Annotated in this window: 26 protein-coding genes and 2 tRNA genes; 15 read left to right on the top strand and 13 right to left on the bottom strand. The window is 47.3% G+C overall.

The genetic code is table 11. The features are described 5' to 3' along the window. Positions 1–84: 84 nt before the first annotated feature. From J3491_RS01740 to recN, 9 genes are all read right to left on the bottom strand, one after another. Positions 85–705: a class I SAM-dependent methyltransferase gene (locus tag J3491_RS01740; protein WP_100748642.1), complete on the bottom strand. Its 621-nt coding sequence runs from the start codon at positions 703–705 to the stop codon at positions 85–87. 202 nt (positions 706–907) lie between these two features. Continuing rightward, positions 908–1246, bottom strand: coding sequence for a DUF3817 domain-containing protein (locus tag J3491_RS01735; RefSeq protein WP_207968997.1), 339 nt, complete (start codon positions 1244–1246; stop codon positions 908–910). Between the two features lie 58 nt (positions 1247–1304). Then, positions 1305–2243, bottom strand: a complete 939-nt coding sequence (gene xerD, locus J3491_RS01730) for a site-specific tyrosine recombinase XerD (RefSeq protein ID WP_100748644.1) — start codon at positions 2241–2243, stop codon at positions 1305–1307. 33 nt (positions 2244–2276) lie between these two features. After that, the gene (locus tag J3491_RS01725) at positions 2277–3497 is read right to left on the bottom strand and encodes a methyltransferase (protein WP_100748645.1); all 1221 of its coding nucleotides are present in this window, start codon (positions 3495–3497) and stop codon (positions 2277–2279) included. A gap of 100 nt (positions 3498–3597) precedes the next feature. Beyond that, positions 3598–3936 (bottom strand): sulfurtransferase TusA, encoded by a 339-nt coding sequence (tusA, locus tag J3491_RS01720; protein WP_100748646.1) that lies wholly within the window; start codon positions 3934–3936, stop codon positions 3598–3600. Between the two features lie 64 nt (positions 3937–4000). Further along, positions 4001–4492 (bottom strand): hypothetical protein, encoded by a 492-nt coding sequence (locus tag J3491_RS01715; protein WP_100748647.1) that lies wholly within the window; start codon positions 4490–4492, stop codon positions 4001–4003. A 113-nt stretch (positions 4493–4605) separates the two neighbouring features. After that, positions 4606–5157 (bottom strand): Holliday junction resolvase RuvX, encoded by a 552-nt coding sequence (ruvX, locus tag J3491_RS01710; RefSeq protein ID WP_424108337.1) that lies wholly within the window; start codon positions 5155–5157, stop codon positions 4606–4608. 107 nt (positions 5158–5264) lie between these two features. After that, the gene (locus J3491_RS01705) at positions 5265–5828 is read right to left on the bottom strand and encodes a YqgE/AlgH family protein (protein WP_100748648.1); all 564 of its coding nucleotides are present in this window, start codon (positions 5826–5828) and stop codon (positions 5265–5267) included. A gap of 261 nt (positions 5829–6089) precedes the next feature. Next, complete coding sequence (gene recN / locus J3491_RS01700) at positions 6090–7769, bottom strand: DNA repair protein RecN (protein WP_207968996.1); 1680 nt, start codon at positions 7767–7769, stop codon at positions 6090–6092. A gap of 618 nt (positions 7770–8387) precedes the next feature. Between recN and ppnP the strand changes: the two genes are divergently transcribed. Together ppnP and rlmB are read left to right on the top strand one after the other, a co-directional pair. Next, complete coding sequence (ppnP, locus tag J3491_RS01695) at positions 8388–8723, top strand: pyrimidine/purine nucleoside phosphorylase (RefSeq protein ID WP_075101358.1); 336 nt, start codon at positions 8388–8390, stop codon at positions 8721–8723. 257 nt (positions 8724–8980) lie between these two features. Beyond that, a complete protein-coding gene (gene rlmB, locus J3491_RS01690) occupies positions 8981–9751 on the top strand; it encodes a 23S rRNA (guanosine(2251)-2'-O)-methyltransferase RlmB (protein WP_100748650.1) in 771 nt (256 codons plus the stop codon). Here rlmB and coaE read toward each other — a convergent pair. The 4 genes from coaE to pilB all read right to left on the bottom strand — a co-directional run bounded on the left by coaE (position 9714) and on the right by pilB (position 14811). After that, positions 9714–10400, bottom strand: a complete 687-nt coding sequence (gene coaE / locus J3491_RS01685) for a dephospho-CoA kinase (protein WP_100748651.1) — start codon at positions 10398–10400, stop codon at positions 9714–9716. The two genes, rlmB and coaE, sit on opposite strands and share 38 nt — an antisense overlap. Positions 10401–10575: 175 nt before the next feature. After that, entirely contained in the window at positions 10576–11478 is a 903-nt protein-coding gene (locus J3491_RS01680; protein ID WP_207968995.1) for a prepilin peptidase, read from the bottom strand. A 25-nt stretch (positions 11479–11503) separates the two neighbouring features. After that, positions 11504–12727: a type II secretion system F family protein gene (locus tag J3491_RS01675; RefSeq protein WP_075101362.1), complete on the bottom strand. Its 1224-nt coding sequence runs from the start codon at positions 12725–12727 to the stop codon at positions 11504–11506. A 368-nt stretch (positions 12728–13095) separates the two neighbouring features. Then, positions 13096–14811 (bottom strand): type IV-A pilus assembly ATPase PilB, encoded by a 1716-nt coding sequence (gene pilB / locus J3491_RS01670; RefSeq protein ID WP_100748654.1) that lies wholly within the window; start codon positions 14809–14811, stop codon positions 13096–13098. A gap of 350 nt (positions 14812–15161) precedes the next feature. Between pilB and tpiA the strand changes: the two genes are divergently transcribed. The 13 genes from tpiA to rpsO all read left to right on the top strand — a co-directional run bounded on the left by tpiA (position 15162) and on the right by rpsO (position 26427). Further along, positions 15162–15962, top strand: coding sequence for a triose-phosphate isomerase (tpiA, locus tag J3491_RS01665; protein WP_100748655.1), 801 nt, complete (start codon positions 15162–15164; stop codon positions 15960–15962). A gap of 440 nt (positions 15963–16402) precedes the next feature. Continuing rightward, positions 16403–16711, top strand: coding sequence for a preprotein translocase subunit SecG (gene secG / locus J3491_RS01660; RefSeq protein WP_075101365.1), 309 nt, complete (start codon positions 16403–16405; stop codon positions 16709–16711). A gap of 223 nt (positions 16712–16934) precedes the next feature. Continuing rightward, positions 16935–17019: transfer RNA gene (locus J3491_RS01655), tRNA-Leu, on the top strand. Between the two features lie 123 nt (positions 17020–17142). Continuing rightward, positions 17143–17219 (top strand) — tRNA-Met (locus tag J3491_RS01650). A gap of 439 nt (positions 17220–17658) precedes the next feature. Further along, complete coding sequence (rimP, locus tag J3491_RS01645) at positions 17659–18159, top strand: ribosome maturation factor RimP (protein ID WP_075101367.1); 501 nt, start codon at positions 17659–17661, stop codon at positions 18157–18159. Between the two features lie 113 nt (positions 18160–18272). Then, positions 18273–19757 (top strand): transcription termination factor NusA, encoded by a 1485-nt coding sequence (gene nusA / locus J3491_RS01640; protein ID WP_100748657.1) that lies wholly within the window; start codon positions 18273–18275, stop codon positions 19755–19757. A gap of 149 nt (positions 19758–19906) precedes the next feature. After that, the gene (infB, locus tag J3491_RS01635) at positions 19907–22633 is read left to right on the top strand and encodes a translation initiation factor IF-2 (RefSeq protein WP_207968994.1); all 2727 of its coding nucleotides are present in this window, start codon (positions 19907–19909) and stop codon (positions 22631–22633) included. A gap of 204 nt (positions 22634–22837) precedes the next feature. Further along, positions 22838–23227, top strand: a complete 390-nt coding sequence (locus J3491_RS01630; RefSeq protein ID WP_207968993.1) for a ribosome-binding factor A — start codon at positions 22838–22840, stop codon at positions 23225–23227. Between the two features lie 9 nt (positions 23228–23236). Next, positions 23237–24280, top strand: a complete 1044-nt coding sequence (gene truB, locus J3491_RS01625) for a tRNA pseudouridine(55) synthase TruB (RefSeq protein ID WP_207968992.1) — start codon at positions 23237–23239, stop codon at positions 24278–24280. A gap of 452 nt (positions 24281–24732) precedes the next feature. Further along, complete coding sequence (locus J3491_RS01620; RefSeq protein ID WP_207968991.1) at positions 24733–25257, top strand: type 1 glutamine amidotransferase domain-containing protein; 525 nt, start codon at positions 24733–24735, stop codon at positions 25255–25257. Positions 25258–25365: 108 nt separating this feature from the next. Then, positions 25366–25527 (top strand): hypothetical protein, encoded by a 162-nt coding sequence (locus J3491_RS01615; RefSeq protein WP_207968990.1) that lies wholly within the window; start codon positions 25366–25368, stop codon positions 25525–25527. Between the two features lie 67 nt (positions 25528–25594). Next, the gene (locus J3491_RS01610) at positions 25595–25768 is read left to right on the top strand and encodes a hypothetical protein (RefSeq protein WP_198336164.1); all 174 of its coding nucleotides are present in this window, start codon (positions 25595–25597) and stop codon (positions 25766–25768) included. Positions 25769–26160: 392 nt separating this feature from the next. Further along, positions 26161–26427 carry a 30S ribosomal protein S15 gene (gene rpsO / locus J3491_RS01605; protein WP_075101373.1) on the top strand — a complete coding sequence of 89 codons (267 nt, stop codon included), beginning with the start codon at positions 26161–26163 and terminating at the stop codon, positions 26425–26427. Positions 26428–26500 lie beyond the last annotated feature (73 nt).

Genomic DNA, 26500 nt, shown 5'->3' with positions numbered 1-26500 from the left:
CAAGAGAATAAAAAAACAAAATCCCGCCAACACATCAGCATGTTAGCGGGATTTTTGTTTGTGCAGCTTTTAAGTTATTGAAGCTTATTCTTTGGTCGCCATAGTAATGGTATAGGTTTTGCCCTGTTTGACCTTTTCGCTATTACCAAATACTTCGGTAAACGAGCGCTTCATAAACTGGCGCAAACCATTGATGGTCACCACATAAAACCGCCCACCTTGACGCATACGCGCATAGGCATCGAGGAAGTATAGATAGTGCTGCTCTTTGCCGACCTTGGCTGGCAAGTTTGACATCACAAGGCTAAAGTCTTTGTCCGCTGCCACATGATTGAAGCCATTTGATAAATGCACATCGACATTTTTTAGACCGTTTTGCACGCAGTTACGGCGCGCATATTCTACCGCCATAAAGTCTTTATCAATGAGTGTATGCTGACCGTTCGGGCACTCACGCGCTGCCGTCATTCCGAGCACGCCATAGCCGCAGCCTAAGTCGATCGAGTCATCATCCGCCTGAAAATCCACATAATCGAGCAGCATTAGGCTACCGTCATCGAGCTTTTGCGGTGAAAAAATACCCCAAGTGGTCGAAAAATCAAACGGCTTACCCAGTACCTCTTGGCGAAAATGAATGTCTTCACGCCAGTGTTCAGCATTTTTTAGCAGGTCGGCAGGGGGACGGTGGTTTGTAGAGTGGCTCATGCGATTCTCAAATAATAGATAGGTAAAAGGTTAATAAGCTATGGCAGGTATTGTAGCGAGAAAAGGGTTAGTTTGCAGCTAGGGATTGATAGAGCAGACTCTATACCTTGCCGCCTCTATCTCAGATTGTGCTCTGCATATCAAATCTACAATCTCGCTTTCACCACATAAGTATAGGTTTGAGTCATAAAGTTCTTTAATCTTACTTTCGCAAACGCTTTTTTAAAAAGTAATCAAACACAAACGGGCCAAACGGCAAAAACGAGCCGAGCACGCCAGCCGGCATGGCCCATAGCGGCAGCTTTATTTTGCTGGTTGTGAGCAGCAGCATCAGGATATAAGCGATAAATAGTACCCCATGCGCCATACCGATATATGTCACCGCCTCAGAAATGCCGAGCATATATTTTAGTGGCATAGCGATACCAAGCAACAATAAAAAAGACGTGCCTTCTAAATAACCCGTTATGGTCAAGTTTTTGAGGGCAGCATGCTGCCCTTTGGTGAGCGTAGGCTGTAAAGATGGCTGAGCTTGCGACACGTGATATTCCTCTTACAATCTTCAATAAATAGTCAGTTTTTATGTTAACCGTTCAATACTAGCCGCGTGGATGATGTTCGGCATGCAATTTTTGCAGTCTCGCTGTCGCCACATGCGTATAAATCTGCGTGGTGGACAGATCACTATGCCCAAGCAATAACTGCACGCTGCGAAGATCGGCACCATGATTGAGCAAATGGGTCGCAAAGGCGTGACGCAGGGTATGCGGTGACAATTCTTTATCAATACTGGCGACTTTGGCGTATTTCTTTAATAAGTACCAAAAGTTTTGCCGCGTCATATAGCCGCCTTGCGCCGTCAAAAACACTGCTTGGCAATTGCCTGACTTGAGATGCGCAATCAGCTCGCCACGCCCGTGAGACAGATAGTCCTCTAGCGCATCGCTTGCATATTCACCAAGGGGCACCAGTCGGGTCTTATTGCCTTTACCTGTGATTTGCAACCAGCCTGAGTTTAGGTTGACTTGCTCAAGCGATAAATTAATCAGCTCACTGACGCGCAGGCCGCAGGCGTAGAGCACCTCTAACATGGCCTTGTCCCGTAGGCCAAGCGTGGTACTAGTGTCGGGGGCAGCCAATAGATTGTCGACATCGGCTTCGCTCAAATCCTTTGGCAATGGACGACCAAGCTTGGGGCTTTTGATACGCTCGCACGGATTGTCCTCGCGCAGGTTGCTGGCAATCATCCATAGATAGAACTGGCGCAGGCTTGAGAGCATGCGCGCTTGGGTGCGCGGGGTTTTGTTTTCTATAGCGAGGGTAGATAGGCAGTGTAACACGTCATCCGCTTGCCATTTGGTCAATGGCGCGGTATTGGTCAGCTCACAGGTACGTAGGTCGCGGACATAAGCGTTACGCGTCCGCGTTGCCAGACCGCGCGCCAGCATGGCTTGGCGAAACTCGGTGATATAGGCAGGCTCGTCATCGACAGCCAATGCTTTGGGTTGGCGCTGTTGTACGGCACGGTCACGGCTCATGGCATGTTACTCAGTTATTTATCATTCATCAGGCTAGCATTTATTAGGTGTCAAGCACCACAGCGAGGTGACCTCAGCACGGCGCGCCGCATAGAGTGGGTCAGAGTCGTCTTGACTGCGGCCATGGGTAGGTTTGGTATCGAGGCGATATTTTACGGTCAATTCGTGAGCAGCAAACCAGCCTAATAACTCCTCTCGGGTGCGTAGTTGTAAGTGCTCAGCCAAATCCGATAAGATCAGCCAAATTTCACCGTGCTCGCTTAAATGATCTCGGACGCCTTGCAAAAAGCCACGCAGCATCGCGCTATTGGCATCATAGACGGCGTACTCAAGCGGCGAGCTGGGCTTGGCAGGTAGCCAAGGTGGATTGCAGACAATCAGATTGGCAGGTGGCGCATCGGCGGGAAATAAATCCACTTGCTGTAACGCTATGCTAGACAATCCTAGCCGCGTAAAATTCTCATCAGCACAAGCCAGCGCCCGTGGATTGAGATCGGTGGCTATGACGTTTTTGACACCGCGCTTGGCTAAAATAATCGCCAGCAGCCCTGTGCCAGTGCCGATGTCGTAGGCGACATCACAAGTCTTGGGTAGCGGTGCCTTGAGCAGTAGCGATACATACTCATGACGCGTAGGGGCAAAGACACCGTAGTGCGGATATATCGATAAACCCAGAGTGTCGATTGGCACGCCTTTTGCGCGCCACTGCGCCGCGCCAAGCGCGCCTTGTATGTCACGAAGCGATAGGACACAAGAGTGATCTGCGGCTCCTTCTAGCTGGCCAAACGCCGCTATGCAGGCGGCGCTCATATCAGGAGCACGGCGTAATTGACTGACATAGTCGGTATCGAGTTCTAGGAGCAAACGGCCCAATATACGAGCGCGCTGAGCTTGGGTTTGGCGCTGCTGATGAAACAAATTGGGTATCAATACAGTAGCATCAGTCGATGGCTCGGAGGTTGCCCGTTTATTAGCCTTAGCGGCTTTTTTTGTTTTGCGAAGCGCGGCGCGCTCCTCGGTACGCTCGATGCGCCGACCAAGCGCTTGCAGTAGTTGCTGGGCATTATAAAAGTCACCGCGCCATAGCAAGGATGTACCCTCGCACGCTAAGCGATAGGCCTCATCTGCTGTGGTTTTGTCATCAACTATCATAATGCGCGCAGGCGGCCCATGATTGCTTTCAGACAGCCAGCGCGCGTGACGCAAGGTTTGGTTTTCATACCACTGTACGTACTGTTTTTCAGGTGTTAACACACGATCTACCTTTAATTTGTGAATGATATATTTCGTACAAAGCAAAGATATCTTTATGTGATGAGGGCATGCCTAGGACGCGTAACGTCAGCACGTCGGTTTACGCGCTTTTTTTCTTGACCAAATAGCGATATAGCGTGGCGCTCGTCGGGGCGTCATCATCGTCTGACACCGTAATCTCATCGGCATCGGCGTTTACATGGATATTCTCAGCCAGCGTTTCTTGTTGTACAAGAGTGTGGCCAAGATGGCGACAAAAATTAGGAATATCACGCGTCGTCGCAGGGTCCGTGGCCAGTATTTCTATCACTTCGCCTGCATCAGCGTTGCGTATGGTGCGATGCAGCATCATGACCGGCTCAGGGCAGATTAATCCTTGAGTGTCTAAATGATGGTGAACCGCCGTCTGTGTCATGGTATCTGGTATGGAAGTTGTCATAGTCTTGGTGTTGAGTCAATAAAATAAGGTGAAAGTGGTGTGTGATTGAAAACGAGAGCGGGTGTTATGGTTTTTTAGTGGTACCTTCAGGGCTGCCGGTTTGTTCTTGCGCCGCCAAAAAGTTAAAAAAGCGCGTAAAGCTAACTTTAAACAAAAACGCCACGCCCACCCAGCAAGACAGTCCTAGCCAAGCCGTATCAGCAAATAACAAACCGCCGAGTAGCACGATGCTTGAGACGCCGATGGTCATGATTACCATTGATGCTTGGTTTAGGCGATAACGATAAATAATAAAGGCACCATAAAGGCTGGCAGGAATGGTCAGCGCCACCAAGGCATAAGGCAGGTTATAAAATAACTGATAAAGCAGCTGATTGTCATGAAAGGCCTTGATACTAGCGATGGTACCAAAGACCACAAAAGCAAAAATGGCCGCATAAATCAGATAAATCGCCAGCTGGTTGGCTCGCTGTGCGCCTTTGATACGAGCGATAGCAAGCGGCGCAAAACCATGCCGCGACTTATTGGATACAGGTTGGTTTAAAGCGGTGGTCATAATCATCAGTCGTATATATTGGTTTAGAGGATGGGCGTGGCAATACCTAAGCGTTAAATACTAGCCGTCCGTTTGTGCGCGACTATCTGCGCGACATTACTTGAGGACACACCCTAGTCAGGCTTGATCGCATCGATAGCCAAGCTGCTATTTGGATCGGCAAAATACGTCGACATCAAAATACACGCAGAGATATCATCAATCGGGTCGCGCTCGTTTTGGATCCAGCCATTCTCCCACGCGATTTCGCGCGCTGCTACCGATGTCAGACGCTCATCACACAGCGTCACAGTCACTGGTAGGCGCTGCTCCATGACTCTATGCGCCAGCCGCCGCGCAAATTTGTGCGCCCGTTTAGAGAGCATGGAGCTGCTACCGTCCATATTGAGTGGTAAGCCGACCACCACCTTCGCCACGCCCCATACTTTTATGATACCCAGTAAGTTGTCCCAGTCAGGTTGACCATTGTTCATCGCCAAGATATCAAAGGCGCGCGCCGTCTCAGTAATGGTATTGCCTAAAGCCATGCCCATTTTTTTGACACCATAATCTAGCGCTAAGATCAGATGCGGTTTGACACTCGGTTCGGTAGCGCTCGGCTCGGCTGTATCGTTATCGATATCGGTGGCGACATGGGGTGCTTGAGCGCCCTCATCGTCTCTCATCTCTGCATTATCATTCATAAAAGAACGGTCTACCATAATCAAAAAATTTTCCTGTGTTGCAGCTTAGTAGCGAGCTTTGGTGTCTGGGTTTGGCTGAGTCACTGCCATTAAGCATGGCCGATATCGCTGCTTAAGTAGTCGAAATTTACGCCAATTTTGTCAGCGGCGATCTGCCAGCGCTCCGCAAACGGGGTATCAAACAACAAGTTGAGATCCGCCGGACACACCAGCCAGTCACCACTTGCAAGCTCACGCTCTAACTGGTCTTTGGCCCAGCTGGCATGCCCCAAGCACAGATGATAGTGACCAACGCCTTGGCCTGCAGCGATACGCTTGAGGATATCTTGGCTGGTGGTGATACAGACATTCTCTGAAATAGCAAACGACGATGCCCACTCCGGCTGGCCAGTATGCAGCACAAAACCGACCTCAGGATACATCGGCCCGCCTTCTAAGGCCACGTCTTCCATCACTTGCGGGTCTGTCACTTCGATGCTCAGATCCTCTAATAGCTTGCCCACGCGCGACTGCTCCAAGGGACGATTGACCATCAGACCAAGCGCGCCATGCGCATCGTGACGACAGATATAAATCAGCGCCTGCTCAAACCGTGGGTCTGGCAGCTCTGGTGCCGCGATTAAGAAATGATGGGTCAAATTGGCTTTAGACATAGAAGCAACTGCAACCTAATAATACAATCAACAATAAAAGGATAAAGACATTACTGCATTAAAAACACAACCACGCAAGTAAGAGAAGGTTATATGGCGATGATGACCAAAAAAATCAACCAAAGCAAATATTTATCAGCGGTTTGACTTTAGTGGTCTCGCTCGCAATGGTTTTTTAGCCCTGCGCTCGCTGTTTTAAAGTAGGCTAATGATATCCATCTATACAGAGCCGTAGGATTACTATGCAGGATAGCAAATGCCTTATTTGACATCCGTTAGCAAGCTACGAGCGTGATCACGAGTGACCTCCGTGATGGTCACGCCGCCCGACATGCGTGCCAGCTCATCGACTTGCGCGCTATCTGTCAAGATGACCAGCTCACTTTCGGTTTGCTCGTCATGATGTTTTTGTACCAAGATATGTTGGTGCGCTTGTGCGGCGACCTGTGCTTGGTGCGTGATGGCCAGTAGCTGCTGAGTCTGCCCCAGTTTACGCAGAAGCTCACCGACCACCTGCGCGGTGCCGCCACTGATACCGACATCGACCTCGTCAAAGACCAACATGGGCTTGGCGGCATCATTGTCCGCATTGGTGGCTTGTAGCACTTGCATCACCAGTGCCATCCGCGACAGCTCGCCGCCTGAGGCGATCTTATGCAGCGGCTGCATGGGCATACCGACATTGGCGCTAAACAACAAATCGATATCATGACAGCCTTGCGCATTATATTGGCTTGGGTCGGGTTTTTTGGTAAAGACAAACTCGCAGCGCGCATTGGGTAGCGCTAGTGGCTGCAGCTGCTGGACCAGTTGTTCGCTGATATGTGGCGCGGCTTTTTCGCGTGCTTTCTGGAGTTTGGTGGCCAGCAGCAGATATTGCTGCCACGCTTGCTCGATTTGCGCGGCCATGGCATCACTACTTGGTTCGTTTTCTAATTGTTCTAATTGCGCTTGCCAGTGGTTGGCTTCCTCAATCAAATCAACAGCGGGTAAGCCGTGCTTGCGCGAGAGGCGATGACTGAGGCCGATGAGATTGTCTAATGTTTGCAAGCGCTCAGGGTCGGGCAGTTGTTGTTCGGCATAATCTGATAGCAATCCTGTGACTTCGGTGATTTGCTGCTGAGCCAGATGTAGCTGCTCTGAGGCTTGCTCAAACGTCTGACTGACTCCCAGTTGATTATCACACAGCTTGATCGCTTGCCCAAGCAGGGTCATGACGTCTGGCTCATCGGTATCGTTGTCGAGCAGATGCAGACCATGACTGGCTTCCATCATCAAAGCTTCGATATTAGACAGCTCTTCGTGCTCCGCTTCGATGTCGGTATAATCCACAGCGAGGAGCGGCTCGATGTCTGCCAGTTGGCTTTGTAACAGCTGGATACGGTCATGGCGCAGCGCTTCGCGACTGGCAATCTCATCAGCGCGGCGTTTTAGCTGCTGATAGTGTTGATAGCTGCTCGCGGTTTGCGCAGCCAGCGTGGTGGTTTGTGCCATGGCGTCCAACCACTGCACCACAAACTGCGGCTTTAGCAGTGCTTGCTGGGCGTGCTGGCTATGAATATTGACCAACAGTGTACCGAGGCTCTTTAGCTCAGCTAAGCTGACGGGCGTACCATTTAACCAAGCCTTTGAGCGCCCTGTTTGACTAAGCTGGCGACGAATCAACACATCTGGCTCATCTAAGGCGCGATCATGTTCGGCAAACCATTCTGCGATGAGCGCATTGTTTGCCACATCAAACTGAGCATAGATATCGGCATGTGCCGCCCCATGTCTGATCATTGCGCTGTCGGCTCGCTCACCTGCACACAAAGACAGCGCATCGAGCAGCAGCGACTTACCGGCGCCTGTCTCGCCGGTGATGACGTTAAAGCCTTCCGCCATACTCAGCTCATGCTGAGCGATCAATGCAAACTGATGTAAAGTGAGTGATACTAGCATCAACGCCTCTCATGACAGACAATGAGTTTCACCGATTATTTAGATGAAGTCATCGCTAAAATAGAATAAATACAACGATAAAATGGCTCTTTTATGGTACTCAATAGACTATAGTGATTGGCAAATATTATGGTGGCAAACGCCGCTAAATACAAATCATAAAGCCGCGCAATAACATAAATCTTTGCAGCCCGCTTTGGATAAAGTCAGCGGCCATCGGTGGCACCTCTTGCGCCTGCCGCAATATTTTCCTTGCCCCTGTAACAAACTTTATAGATATAATGTGGTAGCATAATCTCACATAATGACAAACGCTTGCTAGCTTGTTTTATGCTTGGCGTCTGATAATGATAAGTCATCTTATCGTAATATCTCATCGATACCATAGTCGGTACACGCGGGTAGGCATCTTAAGCTGTCAACCAGATATCAACTAGATATTAAGGCTAATGTCAGTATGTGTGCGAGAGTCTGTGTCCGCGATTGGGCAAAGACTGTCACTCGATCGAATACAGCACATTTATAGTAGGCTAGGCCGCTTGCAATGCTGATTCATAAAGTCATTTCATCTGTACTTATTTTTTAGTTTTACCATAATTATTTGATAAGGAAGCCACTATGACAGCGGCGCAATTTACCAATGTAACAGTCAATGCTCATGCGACGGTCTCTTATGATGGTCGTTGCTCAAGCCATACCATTATGTTTGAGGATGGACGTCATAAGACGCTAGGCATCATCTTACCTTGTGATAATTTGGTGGAGCATTATCATTTTAGTACCAATACTTCTGAGCGTATCGAGATCACCAGCGGGGAGTGCGAGGTCAAAATCAATGGTGAGGAAGCGTTTAGCTACTACCGTGCAGGCCAGTCATTTGTGGTCGAAGGCAACAGCGGCTTTAACCTCAGAACCGAAGAGATCGTACAGTATATCTGTCATTTAGAAGGCTAAAGACGCATACACTCGGCAATGGCGCAGGCCACCGCCTATTATCTGCATTTTGCTAGATAGTCTGCATATAGTCTTCTTAGCAAAATCAACCAAATTACGTACTCATCAAGCGTCACCCCAAATAAAAATCTCAATCGATCGCGGATAAACCATATCAGTCGGTATGGTTTATTTGTTTTTGATGAGGTTACACTGTTTTTTTATTGTTGTTTTTTATCGCTTTGGCGATATCCATTTGATACTTAAGTAGGCCTATTATGGCAAAACCCATTTATTTTTATGGCATTCACGCAATTGATGCCTTACTCAAACATCGTCCGCTCGATGGTCTTAGCTTGTTTGTCCAACAAGGTCGTGACAGCGACCCTCACGTGCAAGCAATCATGGCCGAAGCCGAAGCCAATGGCATCAGCATTCAGCCCACACAAAAAGACAAGCTGACCCAGCTGTGCGGCAGCCCGCAGCACCAAGGTGTGGTACTTAATGCCCGCCCTCTAGGTTTCGCGGACGAAGCGCTGCTAGACACCATCGCGGGGCGCGAGCAGTGCTTGTTGCTGATACTCGATCAAATCACTGATGCGCATAACTTCGGTGCATGTCTGCGTACGGCTGTTGCGATGGGCGTGGATGCGGTGGTTTGTCCAAAACATCACGCCGCCAGCCTCACCCCAACAGTGGCAAAAGTCTCTGTCGGCGCCGCTGAGTTGATGCCGATTGTCAGTGTGACCAATTTGGCTCGTACGCTTGATCACATCAAAAATGCTGGTGTATTTGTGTTTGGTACGGCGCTTAGTGATGCGGCCAAGCCCATACATGCAGCGGACTTGACCGGCAAAACGGCCATTATCATGGGTTCAGAAGGAGAGGGCATGCGCCGGTTGACCACAGAGCGCTGTGATGAGCTGGTCTATATCCCGATGTCAGGCAATGAGCATGGCAACTTACAAAGCCTAAACGTCAGCGTGGCCACCGGTATGGCGCTATATGAAGTCAATCGGCAGCGTACTTTAGCTGCTGGGCAAGCGTAAGATAGTTTTGGTGTAGCGGCTCCAGCTGTGCATATAGAGCCGCTAGGTCGCGATCGTTTAAGATGACATCATCAGCGTGACGGTTGCGCGCTTCGCGGCTTAATTGATTGACCATGATGGCTTTGATCTTTTGGACACTTTGCTCATCACGCTGGCTGGCGCGCTCAAGCTGGGTGTCTTCGCTGGCATCAATCACCAGTACTCGTTGGCACAAGTTTGCCAGCCCCGCTTCTGCCGCCTCTATGAGTAGCGGCGCGGACAGCACCACATAAGGCGAGGTGCTGGCGGCTAACTGTGCTTTTGCCGCTTCTCTTATCGCTGGGTGAGTAATGGCTTCAAGCTCGATGAGCGCTTCGGGATGGGTAAAAACGTGCGTACGCACCGCCGCTCTGTCCATCGAGCCGTCGCCATTTAACACCCAATCGCCAAATTTTCTTTGGATTTTGCGCAATGTCGCGCTGCCTTTTGCCACCACCTCATGGGCAATCACATCGGCATCGATAATATCGATGCCTTGCTGCGCAAACCAGTCACTAGCAGCAGATTTGCCACTACCGATACCGCCTGTCAATCCGACCACCAGTGTCTTGTTTTGCTTTTGGCGGGTTTGCGGCTTGTGAGAATAAGGTGAAGCGTTAGAGTTTGACATAATAATGACTTATCTGACCGATATGATAGAGAGGAAAACGTGCGCAGCTGTTTTGCCCCATCTGTGCTGATGATTTGAGGCTGGCACAAAGATGAGAGAGATAAGCGCCATTGCCACTTACCCTGCTACTTTTACAGTATGTTTTTTAGAACGTATGGTAAAACTCACGCCTGTTTTAGTAAGTATACATGCCTAAGTACCAACTGACGATATCTGTGCCATATAATAAGGCGACTATACCGGCAATAGCAATATAAGGGCCGAAGGCAAAGGGTCTGCTCTCGCCTTGTTTTTTTATTAAGACCAGCCCGACGATGGAGCCTAGCAGGGAGGAGAGTAAGATGATAAGCGGGAGCATCATAGGTCCCAGCCAAGCGCCCAATACGGCCAACAACTTAAAGTCGCCCTGACCCATGCCGTGTTTTTTGGTGATCAAATAAAACAGCTTTACCACCACCCATAACGACAAAAACCCCAACAGCAACCCCCAAATCGACTGGCTGGGTGAGACAAACCAGCCTTGACTGTTGACTGCTAGACCTAGCCCCGCCAAAGGGAAGGTTAAGCGATCAGGGAGGAGCTGAGTATCAAAATCGATACCGGTTAAGGCGATTAGCGTCCATACTAAGACCAATGCCGATAAGCCTGTTGCACTCACCCCAAATTGATAAATAATCAGCACAGAGAGTAGGGCGGTGATCAGCTCCACCAGTGGATAGCGAATACCGATGGCGGCGTTACAAGCAGCGCAGCGCCCGCGCAGCATCAGCCAACTGATCAAAGGGATGTTTTGATACCAGGTGATTTTATGAGCGCAGTGCGGGCAGCGCGATGCCGGCCGACTCAAGGTAATCGCGCTGTCGCCTGCGACGATACGGGACAGTGGCTGCGTATGCTCGCGCGGCATGTCTGCTTGCTCAGCCAGAAACTGACTACATTCTTGTCGCCAGCTTGCAAACATCATCAGCGGGAGCCGATGAATGACCACATTTAAAAAACTACCGACACAAAGCCCTAATAACCCAAATACGACCAAAGCCACAATCGTATTGTCTTGTAATAACTGTATAAATTGCATGAAATCGCAGTCCTTGAGTGAGGTATTAGCCGACCACTGAGCCCATTTGGAAGATCGGTAGATACATCGCAATCACGAGGCCACCGACCAATACCCCAAGCACCGCCATAATCATAGGCTCCATCAAACTGGTCAGGCCATCAACCGCGTTATCGACTTCGCTTTCATAATAGACCGCCACCTTGTCTAGCATCTCCTCTAAGCTACCAGACTCCTCACCAATACCGACCATCTGTATGGCCATACTGGGAAATAAATTGGTAGAACGGATCGAAAACTGTAACTGCTGACCGGTAGAGACGTCGTTTTTGATCTGCTGAGTGGCATTATAAAACACCACGTTGTTGGTCGCGCCTGCTGTGGAGTCCAGCGCATCGATGAGCGGTACCCCCGCGGCAAAAGTCGTTGAGAGGGTGCGAGCAAAGCGGGCGATAATCGCTTGATAAGCAATATTACCAAATACAGGTACCTTCAAAACAGCGCGGTCCAAAAAGTCACGGAATTTTTTGGAGCGTTTTTTCGCTTCTGAAAACCCGATAATGGCGCCGCCGATGAGCACAATCAAAACAAACCACCATGACTGCATCCACTCAGACATACCCACCACCATTTGGGTAAAGGCGGGCAGCTCAGCGCCAAAAGACTCAAAAAGATCAGAGAACACGGGTACCACTTTGATGAGCAAAATCATGGTCACGATGACGGCGACGATAATAACGGCAATCGGGTATTTGACCGCTTTTTTGATTTTGGCTTTGAGCATCTCGCTTTTTTCTTTATAAGTAGCCACCCGCTCGAGCATGGTTTCAAGCGAGCCTGATTGCTCACCAGAATCAACCAACGAGCAAAACAGGTCATCAAAGTAGCGCGGATGCTTGCGTAGGGCAGAGGCGAAGGTTCCACCAGATTCGATATCAGATTTTATTTGCAATACCAAATCTTTCATACTGGGATTGTCTAATGAGTCAGCGACAATCTCAAAAGACTGCGTCAAAGGCACCCCAGCTTTCATCATGGTGGCCAATTGACGAGAAAAAATCGCGATATCGATGGGTTTAATGGCTTTTTTAAACGTATAAAGCGGCTTAGGTTTTTTCTTGATGCCCTTAACCGTAATACCCTGTTTGCGCAAGGTGGCTTTGGCCAGCTCTAAGCTGCGACTGGTGGTCTCGCCTTTTACCTTTTGTCCGCGCCGGTTTACGCCATCGTAGACAAAGTCTGACAGCATGTCGGTCTTCGCTTTTGCCATGTTTCTACCCTCAAAAATTGTCTTATTAGATATTGCAAATATATAAACGATGGTTCGCCAATAACGTTGACTTTAGCCATTTTTATAACAGTGGTTTTATGGCACTGCTCTTGTAAATACAACTGGGCATAGCGTAGTAGCGATAGCATAACCTTTTGCATTCCCTACTTTATTTTAGCCTAAAAAACCAGTGCTCATCTGTTTTATTTTGAAATATATCTGGTAGATATTATTGCTAGTTTATAAAAGAAAAGCCATACCTACTTATGACTGGCAAATGATGACCAAAATTACTGCTAGTGTCTTTGATAAAAACATCATTTAGCAATGACGCAGTATGCTCCTCTTTGACGCGATGAGAGTTGGTGCTATTCAGACGTTACTCGCATCATCTCTTGAATACTGGTCACCCCTTGTAATACCTTTAAAATGCCAGAGCGGCGCAGGTCGCGAAAGCCGTTTTTGAGCGCAGCGTCTTTGATATCCATGGCATTGCCATCTTCCATGATGATGCGAGAGATGTCTGGGCTGACCTTCATGACTTCATAAACACCCACTCGGCCTTTATAGCCTTCACGGCATTCATTACAGCCGACAGGCTCATAAATGACGTTGTCTGGATCATCTAGATCGGCATCAGTAAAGCCAAGCTCAAGCAAGCTTTGCCGCGGTACATTGATGGCTTTTTTGCAGTTTTTACACAAGCGCCGTGCCAAACGCTGAGCAATGACCAAGTTGACAGAGGTGGCAATGTTAAAAGAAGCCACACCCATATTGCGTAGACGCGTCAACGTCTCAGGGGCAGAGTTCGTGTGCAGGGTTGAGAGTACCATGTGGCCTGTTTGCGCCGCTTTTATTGCAATCTCCGCAGTCTCTAAATCTCGAATCTCACCGACCATGACGATATCGGGATCCTGACGCAAAAACGACTTCAAAGCATTGGCAAAGGTTAGGCCAACTTTTGGGTTGACGTTGACCTGATTGATGCCTTCAAGGTTGATCTCCACTGGATCCTCGGCAGTGGAGATATTGGTTGCTCCCGTGTTGAGGATGTTGATACCAGTATATAGCGATACGGTTTTACCAGACCCTGTCGGACCGGTGATCAACAGCATGCCCTGCGGCTTATGAAGAGCTTCTAAAAACATCTCTTGCTGATCTGGCTCATAACCTAAGGCATCAATCCCGAGCATGGCCGATGAGGGGTCCAAAATACGTAGTACGATTTTTTCGCCAAACAGCGTCGGCAAGGAGTTTACCCGAAAGTCGATGGCTTTGTTTTTTGACAGTTTTAGTTTGATACGGCCATCTTGCGGGATACGGCGCTCAGAGATGTCCATTTGTGACATGACCTTTAGGCGTGCTGCGATCTTACCGGCAAGCTGGACAGGCGGGCTGGCCATTTTTTGCATGACCCCATCAACACGAAAGCGTACGCGGTAGGTCTTTTCATAGGGTTCAAAATGCAGATCTGAAGCTCCCATACGAATGGCATCCACCAGCATCTTATTGACAAACTTAACGACAGGGGCCTCATCGACGCTATCACTGAGCTTGGTCTCGCCCTCATCAGCCGCGTCATCTCCGTCTTCAAAACCGACGTTTAAATCGCTATCAGAAAAGCTATCAAGCCCCTGCATACTGTCTGCATAAAGCGCTTCGATGCGTTTTTTGAGCTTATCTTCTTCGACCACCACCGTTTCGATAGATAGGCGTGAGTTAAATGCAATGGCATCAATGGCATCGATACGTGTTGGATCACTTAAGGCGACAAACAAACGCTGGCCGCGCTTAAACAAAGGCAAGGCATTAAACTTACGGACGATTTTTTCATCGACCAAGTCTTTAGGGATGACATCGAGGCTCAGAGCGTCTAGATCAAACAAAGGATCGCCAAAAGCTTGTGAAAGCATTTGTGCCAAGTGATAGGCGTCGGCCAGCTTGTTGTCTACCAAGTATGACACCAGTCCTATTTGCTGCTGCTGCGACTCGGTCTGTGCGGTTTTCATATTTGCTTCGCTAACGATACCTTCGCTAATCAGCTGCTGCGCTAAACCACCATATTTGCTGGTTGTGATAGACATGACGACCTCTCCTCAATAACAAACGTTTGTATCGTTATCTGCTGTTGCACGAATAAATAGGTAGTAAACGAATGCTACTATGCAGTTTTTTTGGGTATTAGGGTAATAATATAGAACATTACTTTAGTTTAAAGAACTTATGGCAACTATTAAACTGTTTATTGACGACACCAAAAAGATAATAAGAGATCAATAAAGAGCGCCAGATGGCTTAGTGCGGTCAGCCGCTGCAGCCATATCCAGCCATGACAGCCGATGCAGCACCATACTATAGCAGTTGTGAATTATTTGTTATACTGGCGCGCACATTAGCCGAATTGGCATAAATACTTAAGACAGGGTAACTACAGATGCAAGCTTGGGTAATTGGTAATTGGAAACAAAATCCTGCAACGAGCGATGATGTCCAGACATTATTAAGCGATTTATTGGCGACTGCTGATAAAAATGACGGTGCCAATAGCGCTGGCTGCCAGTTAATGGTGGCTCCTAGCTGTATCCACTTGGCCGGTGTCAGCGACCATCTACAAGACAGCCCAGTATTGTGTGCTGCGCAAGATATCAGCGCACATAGTGGCACTACAGGTGCCTATACAGGGGACTGCTCAGCGCAGCAGGTGGCCGATGCTGGCGCAACTTGGACATTACTTGGTCACTCTGAGCGTCGTCAGTATCATCAAGAGACGCATGCTTGTTTACTCAGTAAAATGACCCATGCGTTTGACCAAGGCCTAGGCGTGGTGTTTTGTATCGGAGAGACACAAGCACAGTATGACGCTGGACAAACACTTGCAGTTATCGATGAGCAGCTCACCGTCATAAAAGACATACTAACGCAGCAGCCTGCGCTTGCTGACACCTTGTTCGATCGCCTTATCATCGCTTATGAGCCAGTATGGGCCATCGGTACAGGTAAAGTGCCTACCGTGGCCGAGGTCAGCGCGACGCATCAGCATATCAAGCAGACGGTCGCAGGCTACGGGGAAGCATTGGACAATATCACAGTCTTATATGGAGGTAGCGTCAATGCTGACAATGCCGATAGTTTTGCGGCAGATGCTATGATTGATGGCGCACTGGTCGGCGGCGCTTCATTAAAAGCTGCCAGCTTTTTGGCAATTGCGCAAGCTTTTGGCAATGGGCGAGCCTAAGGCGTCTGACATTACGCCTAACATCGCAACTGGTTCACTGGTATGTATAGTGATGCTGGTACTGATGCGGGCACTATAAACATACGGTTATGGTAAGGTCATCATTTGTATACAAAATGTCTTTATCAGTTGATAAAAGTGGGTTTAACAGTGCCCTTGTAATCGTGTACAATGCGCCTTATTTATATAATCTCATATATAAGCGATCGGGCAGTGACTTTTGCGTGAAGTCGCCTCTGTGCTTTCATAGTAGGTAAAGTAGAGTTAGTAGGTAACGTAAAAGGTTAGCAATAGAAAGTTAACATTGTTATTTGCTAATGGTCCGGACTTTGAAGTCGCCTTGTTAGATTGTCGCTTTGTTAGATTCAAGTCAGCTTATATATTGATTCTTAGATTTATTTTCCGTTATCAGTCGTCATTACGCGGCAAAAGAGGCCAGCATGTTTACGTTTATATTAGCCCTGCATATTATTGTGGCGATTGCCATGATTGGCTTGATTTTGATACAGCATGGTAAAGGGGCAGACGCTGGGGCTTCTTTTGGTGCAGGCTCGTCTGGTACCGTCTTTGGGGCGGCAGGCTCCGCAAACTTTTTGACGCGAGCGACTGCTGTTTTGACAGTGATATTTTTTATCACCAGTATGACACTAGCAGTACATGCGCGTAAGCAAGCAGAAGATCAGTTTCGCTTAGATGCACCGGTGTCAGCGCCGCAAACGCCGCGCCCCTTGACCCAAAACCCTCAATAACGGCTGGCTCACTGTCGGCCTACAGGGGAAGCCTTGTAGGCAGTAGAGTAGTAAATGGCTGGTTTTTTATGGATTAGGGTTTGAATGACGGTCTTTTTTCCAGCAGTACTTGCTATTTTTAGACGTTAGATTTACAATGCCTTTTCTGTTTTCGCAGTCTGGCTTTAGAGTTGCTTATATAGACACTTGATAAGCTGAATGGCAAATAAAAGCAGTAAAAAACGCGATTGTGGTGGAATTGGTAGACACGCCATCTTGAGGGGGTGGTAGCGCAAGCTGTGGGGGTTCAAGTCCCCCCAATCGCACCAAGTTTTATGACGCAGCATGACGTCAGGGCAGATTGATTGATGATAAAAGGCTTGTTTAAATTTTATTTAAAATAAGTATTGACAATCATACAAACCTTCCCTATAATATGCGTTCTAGATTGATGCGGGGTGGAGCAGTCTGGTAGCTCGTCGGGCTCATAACCCGAAGGTCGTTGGTTCAAATCCAGCCCCCGCTACCACTTTTTATACTGATGTTTTGTACACTAAATTTGTCAGTAACGATTAACCCACCATAATGTTTGTGGGTTTTTTTGTATCTGAAGGTCAGTGTTATCGCGGTATCTATCCTACTTATGCTAAGCTCTATGTCTATAGAGCACGATACGGGTCGTCACTTGCCGCCATTGGCACGATTGTTTCGTAAGCACACTATCTTTTATTCCCCACTCCTTTATCGATAGTACTGCTTTATGAATAATAAAAGCAATGTTTGGCTGAGCTTGATGTTTTTTTTGCTCAGCCTTATATAAACGCGCATACATATAACAATCTGTCTTGGTTTACAGTATATGAGTATGACTCATCACGGTGAGTGATTATCATCGGTAAACGATCAGCATAACTTTAATAGAGTTTGTGAGTATGATAGATAAGTGAACAGGAAAATATAAATAAATTATGAAACTTTCGACCAAAGTTGCAGAACTGACCAATATCATCGCGCCTGCAGTTGCTGCTTGTGATGTGGCGCTATGGGGCATAGAGTTTGCGCCGCAAGGCCGTCGCTCATTGCTGCGTATTTATATCGAAGCACTGCCAGAAGAGCAGGCTCAGGGCAAACACGTCACTATCGAAGACTGTGCGGCGGTGAACCATCAAGTCAGCGGTATTCTTGAAGTGCATGATCCCATCGCAGGTGAGTACGTCTTAGAGGTGTCATCGCCTGGTTTTGATCGCGCGTTTTTCTCAGATGAGCAAATGCATGCGTATGTTGGTCAAACCATCAGCCTACGTTTGATCCAAGCGATCGGGACAGGTGAGCAAAAACGCCGCAAAGTGACAGGTACGCTAGACAGTATCGATGCCACTTCATTGAAGTTGACGGCCGCTGATGGCGAGCAGTTTGATATTGCGTTAAGTAATATTGATAAAGCCAATCTGGTATACGAAGATGCTTAGGTGGCCTACCTGAGCGACTGCACAAATGACCTAGATGGTTTATGGTGAAAAACAACGTTAATACATTAATGATAAAATTTAAGTCAATTAAAAAATGATAGGACAGGTATAGCATGAGTCGTGAAATCTTAACGGTAGTAGAAACTGTCAGTAATGAAAAGGGCTTAAATCCTGAAGATATCTTTGAAGCTATAGAAGATGCTTTGGTGGTATCAACCAAGAAAAAAGTATATACCGAGCAGCCAGAAGTGGCGGTGCGCGTATCAATCGACCGTGCAACTGGCGACTATGATACTTATCGTTATTGGACAGTGGTTGCCGATGAAGATCACGAAATGCCTGCTTGTCAGTTGGCCATCAGTGACTTAGATCAAGACGAGTGGTCCATCGGTGACATCAAAGAAGAGCAGATCGAGTCGATTGAATTTGGCCGTATCGCTGCCACACAAGCCAAACAGGTCATTATTCAAAAGATCCGTGAAGCGGAGCGTGCACTGGTTGCAGACGCTTTTGAGCCACGTATCGGTGAGATGATGTATGGCGAAGTAAAAAAACAAACTCGTGATGGCTATATCATCGACTTAGGTGACAATGCCGAAGGCTATTTGTCACGCGATCAGATGTTGCCTCGTGAGCAATTACGTCCAAAATCACGTATCAACGCTATTTTATATCATGTTAACCGTGAAAACCGTGGTGCGCAGCTGCTTTTATCACGCACGCACCCTGAGATGCTCTCAGCCTTGATGCAAAAAGAAGTGCCTGAAATTGCAGAGCAAATCATCGAAATCCGTAACGTCGCTCGCTTGCCTGGGACTCGTGCTAAAATAGCAGTCAAGACCAACGACCATCGTATTGATCCAGTTGGCGCTTGTATTGGTATGCGTGGTACGCGTATCCAAGCGGTGCAGCAAGAGCTCGATGGTGAGCGTATCGATGTGGTGGTGTGGTCAGATGACCCAGCCCAATTTATCATCAGTGCGCTAGAGCCAGCCGATGTTAGCAGTATCATCCTCGATGAAGATACCCAAACCGCTGATATTATCTTTAGCACCAACGACCAGCTCGCGCGTGCGATTGGCTCACAAGGTCAAAACGTCCGTCTGGCTTCAGAGCTGACTGGTTATAAGCTCAACATGATGCTAGAAGAAGAGTATCAGCAGCGTCAAGAAAACGAATCCAAAGCCTTTATTGAGCTGTTTTATGAGCGTTTGGAGGTCGATCATGATCTGGCACAAGCGCTGGTGGATATTGGCTTTACCAGTATCGAAGAAGTCGCCTACGTACCTGTAGAGACTTTTTATGATATCGAAGGTTTGGACGACGAAGCGATTGACATCATTCAAGAGCGTGCAAAAGAAGTGGTCATCGCAGATGAGCTGGTCAAACAACAAAACATGAAAGAGCCAAGTCAAGAGCTGCAAGAGCTTGAAGGGATGACGGTCAGCTGGGCCTATAAAATGGCACAAAAAGACATCATTACCGTAGATGACTTGGCAGAACAAGCCGTCTTCGATTTAGAAGATATCGAAGGATTAGATTCTGAAACTGCAGGACAACTCATCATGAAAGCTCGGGAATCTTGGTTCGATGAATAAGCGGTAACTGCATATCGCTGTCTTTTGGTGATATGCTATTGATAATAAAGTGCTGATATAAGCAGCATCTATATCAGCCTTACCCCAATCATTTGTAGCCAACAACTGAATTGAACATATAGCAAATAATAGACAGTAGGTGATAATAAATGGCAGATAAGACCGTCAAAGAACTGGCAGATATGGTAGGCAAAACCGCAAGTGCTGTAAGACAGCAACTGGTGGATGCTGGGCTGCCTGCTCGCGCAGAGGATGACCCAGTCACCGAGCTTGAGCAAGAGAAGTTGGTGACGTATTTAAAGCAAAGTCATGGTCAGCAAGAAAAGCGCCGTATTAGTCTGAAGTCTAAGACGACTAGCACCGCGCGTGTGACCGGCTCTTCAGGTAAGTCTAAGAGCGTCAATGTGGAAGTGCGTAAAAAGAAAGTCTTTGAAAAACCCAATCCAGAAAAGATGGCTGAAGAGTTGGCTGCTCGTGAGCAAGCCTTAATCGAAGCCCAAGCTCGTGCTGCTAAAGAAGCAGAAGAACGTGCTGCTGCTAAGAAAAAAGCAGAAGAGCGTCAAGCGGCAACGCTGGCCGCTATGCGTGCAAGCCTAGGTTCAAGCAAAAAGTCTGACGATAAAAACGACGATATTTCAGCCTCTGTGGTGGTAAAAAAAGGTGGCAAAGCAGCCGCTGAAGTGAAGCCAAAAGAGCAACCGAAGAAAAAAGCCGCTACGACCAAACCAAAGGTAGAAACCGCTGCTGAGCGTAAAGCTCGTGAAGCGCGCGAAGCCGAGGAAGCGCGTCTGCGTGAAATTGAAGCAGAAACACGCCGTAAGCAAGCAGAAGAAGCGCAAAAGCGTACGCTTGAGCAAATGCGTAAAATGGCAGGCAAATATACCGATCGTGAGCCTGTGGCAGAAGTGCGTAAAGATGAGCCGTTGGCCGAAGGTCTGGTCGGTGATGCTCTAGAAGAGTCGTTTGAAAAAGAGCGCCGTGAGATCAAGCGTGGTGCTAGTAGCACGGGCGCTCGTGGCCGCCGCCGTAAAAACCAAGATGAGCGTGAATTCAAAAACCGCAAAAACGGTTTACGTTCAACGCAAGCCTCACAGCACAAGTTTGAAAAACCTGTCGAAAAAATCATCTATGACGTCGAAATCAGTGAGCATATCACTGTTGCAGATCTTGCGCAGCGTATGGCAGTCAAGGCTCGTGAAGTCATTAAATTACTGATGAAAATGGGTGAAATCGCTCGCGAATCAGACACCATCGACCAAGCGACAGCAAGTCTGCTCGTTGAAGAGATGGGCCACAACCCTGTCCCTGTCAGTGATACCAAGGTCGAAGACGATCTACAAGATGCTGTCGATGAGCGCAGCAGTAACGTGCAAACCCGTCCACCTGTCGTCACTATCATGGGTCACGTTGACCATGGTAAGACCTCATTGCTCGATAAGATTCGCGAGACCAAAGTAGCGACTGGCGAAGCAGGCGGTATTACTCAGCACATTGGTGCTTATCATGTTAAGACTGACCGCGGTGTGATTACTTTCCTTGACACCCCAGGTCACGCAGCATTTAGTGCCATGCGTTCGCGCGGCGCGCAAGCGACTGATATCGTCGTCTTGGTCGTGGCCGCTGACGACGGTATGATGCCACAAACAGCAGAAGCCATCGACCATGCGCGCGCTGCTGGTACGCCGATTATCGTTGCTATCAACAAAATGGATAAGCCAAGTGCTGACCCAGATCGCGTTCTCAATGAGCTGACGACCAAAGAAGTGGTGTCAGAAGATTGGGGCGGCGATACCCCGATGGCACGTATCTCTGCTAAGACAGGCGACGGTATCGACGAGTTATTAGAGCTTATCGGATTGCAAGCTGAGCTGATGGAGCTAGAAGCACCACTTGATGGTTCAGCGCAAGGTGTGGTCATCGAGTCAAGACTAGAAAAAGGTCGTGGTCCTGTGGTGAGCGTGTTGGTCAAAAAAGGCACACTCAAGCAAGGCGACTTGGTATTGGCAGGTGAATACTACGGTAAAGTGCGCGCCATGACAGATGAGCACGGTCAGCGTATCAAGTCAGCTGGCCCTTCTATTCCTGTCGAGATTTTAGGTTTGCCTGAAACGCCAGCCGCTGGTAGCGAGTTCTTAGTCGTCACCGATGAGAAAAAAGCACGTGAAGTTGCGGACTTTAGAACCAATCGTGAGCGCGAGCGTCAACTCGAGCGTCAGAACAAAATGCGTTTAGAGAACATGTTTGATCAGATGGAACAAGGCGATGTATCGACCTTAAACATCGTGCTAAAAACGGATGTTCGTGGCTCATTAGAAGCCTTACTGGCCGCCTTAAACGAATTATCAACGGATGAAGTCAAAGTCAGAGTGATCAGCTCAGGTGTGGGCCCTATCTCTGAATCTGATGTCACGCTTGCTGAATCTAGCGAAGCGGTATTGCTAGGCTTTAACGTCCGCGCCGATGCGACAGCACGCCGCAAAGCTGATGTCGCCAATATCGATATCCGCTACTATAGCGTCATCTATGGTCTAATCGATGATGTCAAAGCGGCAATGAGCGGTATGCTAGCGCCTGAACATCGCGAAAAAATCCTTGGTATCGCTGAGGTTCGCGAAGTCTTCCGCTCTAGTAAGTTTGGTGCCGCCGCTGGTTGTATGGTGGTTGAAGGTACAATCTACCGTAACAAGCCTATTCGCGTCTTGCGTGATGACAAGGTTATCTTTACAGGTCAGTTGCAGTCATTACGTCGCTATAAAGAAGATGTCAATGAAGTACGTACTGGTATGGAGTGTGGTCTTGCGGTTCGTGGTTATGATGTCGAAGCGGGTGATAAGATCGAAGTCTTTGAAATCCAAGAGTTCGCTCGTACTATCTAAAAACAAAGCTAGATACAAGCGCCTATCAGAACATTGGCTCTATCAGCCAAGTCTGAAAGGTGTGGTGGATAGACCGTAGTACAGAGGCCTAACAGGTACATCCTGCTAGGCCTTTTTTACCATAGATAAGTCCTCATAACCAAGTCACTTAACCAATAAAAATAAGCCATATTAACTAAGCCATACTCATATTAAGGTAATAACATGAATCAACGTTTACAACGCTTAGCCGATCAAATCCAGCGTGAGCTTGCCGTCCTTATTCGCGACGAAGTCAATGATCCGCGTTTGACCGGTTTTGTCACCATCTCTAGTGTCAAAGTCAGTCCTGATTTGGGTTACGCTGACATTTATGTCACTATCATGGAGCCAGGGCTCGATGATGCGATGACCAAGACCAATCATGAAGAGAGCATCAGTGTGCTCAATAAAGCAGCAGGATTTTTGCGCACCGAGCTTAGCCACAGCCTAAAAACGCGTACGACCCCGCGTTTGCGTTTTCACTATGATGAAGTGACAGCGCATGGTAATTATATGATGGATTTGATCAATCAGGTCGTCAGCAAAACCGAAAAAAACGAGCATGACGAGTAAGCCTATATTATGTCTATCCCAGCGAAGCAAAATGACAAGATAAAAGTCTCAGGGGTTATCTTGGTGGATAAGCCCTATGGTCTGACCTCGCAGCAAGTAGTGTCCAAGGTTAAGTATTTGTTTAAATCCCCAAACCATGACAGCAAAAAAGCAGGCCATACGGGGACGCTCGACCCCATGGCCACCGGTCTGTTGCCGATTTGTCTGGGAGAGGCCACCAAGTTTAGCCACTATCAGCTAGATGCCGACAAATCTTATCAAGCCACCATTTTGCTTGGCGGCCAGACAGATACAGGAGATGCTCAAGGTCAAGTAGTTGCAACGGCTTCTGTGCCGACATTTGATGCTGCCGCTTTAGAGCAGCTTGCCCAGCAGTTTTTAGGCGCGCAGCAGCAGATACCACCGATGTACTCTGCTCTAAAAAAAGACGGTAAAAAGCTCTACGAATATGCCCGCGCTGGCATCGACGTCGTGCGTGAGCCGCGAGATATTATTATCCGCTCTATTCGCCTAACAGCGCTCGATCATGAGCAGATTCAGCTAACCGTCACTTGTAGCAAAGGCACTTATGTGCGCGTGCTGGGTGAAGACATCGCTAAAGCGCTCGGCACACTCGGCCATCTCACCGCCCTGCGCCGCTTACAAGTTGGTAGCTTTAAGGTTGATAATGCCATCACTTTATCTGCTCTAGAAGATCTGCCATTGGCCGAGCGTTTCACGCAGCTGATGCCGATAGATGCCTGTATCGAGATACCTGCACAAATGACGCTGACGGCCGAGCAATGTCAGCGTGTCCATATGGGACAGCGTCTAAATGTGTCTGCACAATTGACAGATGAGCTACAGGCTTATATATCCCAAAACATTCGCCAGTCTGCCAGCAGCCAAGTAGTAGAAGCTACTGCGGCTCACGAAACGACTGTCAGCAACACAGCTCTCGCCTCTGACGTACCAGTAGATATTCGTCTGCTAGATGAGCAAGGTCAGTTTTTGGGTTTGGGTGCTGTCAGTCTAAACGGTAGGCTACAACCGAAAAAGCTTATTCAACGTTAATGTTACCGTTTTGGTTGATCAGCAGCTTATTGCCCAGTTGGCTTACTAACAGTTTACACTAATCACATATCGTCACATTTTATTGCAGGTTTTGCCTATGGTGAGACCTGTTTTTTTTGTACATTGATTAAGTCAGCGAGGGAAACGTGACATCATAATAATAAAAATACTCATAATAAAGATAATAATTAAGAGTTCTATTAAGATAAGAAAAAACAGGACGTTTGAATGGATTATAAAAATAATCATAAATTATAAGAAAAATTAGAAACGCATTGTAGTTTTACTATAGAGGATTGAGAAGGAACATAGTAATAATTATTAATAAAAATATAAGCAAATAAAAATAATGGATTATGATTTTGCTATCTAAAAATAAAATAATAAATACGTGGCTATAAATCGATAAAAAGTAGTTCCTAACAGAGACAACGATAAGGATACGGATAACGATGAAGACCATTGCTTTTTTATTACATAATCACTTTGAACAAGCCGAGTATGAAGATGTCAATAACCAGCTAAAAGATAAGGGTTATCAGACAGTGTTGATTACTACCAACAAAGACAAGCAAGTCCAAGCGATGCAGCAAGACGTCGATAAAGCAGATACGTTTACTGCTGATATTTTTGCTAGCGAAGCAGACGCGAACAACTATGACGCGTTGGTCTTGCCGGGCGGTACCGTCAATGCTGACACCATACGCGGCAAGCAAGACGCCCATCAGCTGATTCATGCTATTAATGATGCTGGTAAGCCTTTAGCGGTGATTTGCCATGCGCCTTGGGTGCTTATTAATACCGGTATCGCAAAAGGTAAGACGCTTACGGCTTATCATTCGCTAAAGACAGATTTGCAAAATGCTGGGGCAGACTTTGTAGACCAGACCGTACAAGTCGATGGTAATTTGATTACCTCGCGTAATCCAGACGATATTGACAATTTTGTTGCTGCTATTGACAAAGCATTATCGTAACTTTGTATGTGCAGTATTTTGTCTATTACTTGTTCTGTTTAAAAAGATTCAACAGCTAACATTTACACTTATTTTACAATCAAGTTTTATTATCAAGAGGAAACTATCATGGCCAATTCAAATCCAAACGATACAAAGCTAGAGCAACAACGCTCAGAATCAGCAAAGGCGGCACTAAAAAGCCAAACTGAAGACAACCACACAGAGGACTCTAAAGCAGCGGCTGATAGAATTGCTGATAATTTAGAAAATGTAAAAAAAGATCAGTAATCAATACAGCTTATTTATAGTTGAGTTTAGCTGTAACTAAATGGAAATAATAAAAATAGGAGGGATTATGAGTCAGTCCACAGATAATATGGATCAACAAGAACAAGAAATTGAAAAACTGGCTGAGGATATCAATCCACGTGAAGATGCGACGCCAGATAGCTTAGCGGAAGCCACCACGGTGCCTTTAGAGGACAACGAGTTGGGCGCGCATGCGACACAAAAAGACGCAAAAAAATAGAAGCATTATAGTTGGTCTAATAACTTATAGATCTACTGTCACCCTTTGACGCGTTTGAGTCGGTTTGTATCTTACGCTTTTTATCACAAACTAATATGAAAAACTGCTGCGGGTTCAGCAGTTTTTTGTTATAATTGGCGCCACATTTAAATTTGGTTTGAAGATAGCATTAGGCTTAAATTATTGCGCTCATAAGGAGCGAGATAGAGCCGTTACTTATCTGCCTTTTTAGATGATGACCTTATGTGATTGAGCTTAGCGACACTAGGTCAACTCTAGTAATGCAGGGTTGTCCTGAATGCCGTATAAGCTGTTTTACTTTTTATTTTACTGCTCTATATACCGCTCAAATTCGAGTGTATTTAGAGCTTTTAGCATTGCCGGAGATATTTATGCTAACCAATACTGATCGCGAACAAATCATTGCCCAATACCAGCGCAGCGAAAACGACACGGGTTCTCCAGAAGTACAAGTAGCGTTGTTAAGTGCACGTATCAATGATTTGCAAAACCATTTTAAAGAGCACAAAGCTGACCATCATAGCCGCCGCGGCCTTATCCGTATGGTGAACACGCGTCGCAAATTGCTTGATTACCTAAAAGGTAAAGATCTTGGTCGCTATACCACTCTTATTAGCCAGTTAGGTCTACGTCGTTAATACAGCGACGATAGTACGAGCGCTCATTCAGATAAGTGACGCCCCTTTAGGCGCTAACTGTCAAGCTTCTAGC

The sequence above is a fragment of the Psychrobacter halodurans genome (assembly GCF_017498075.1).
GTDB classification, from domain to species: domain Bacteria; phylum Pseudomonadota; class Gammaproteobacteria; order Pseudomonadales; family Moraxellaceae; genus Psychrobacter; species Psychrobacter celer.
Note: the sequence above shows the minus strand (reverse complement) of the source record. Positions and strands in the feature narration are given on the sequence as shown.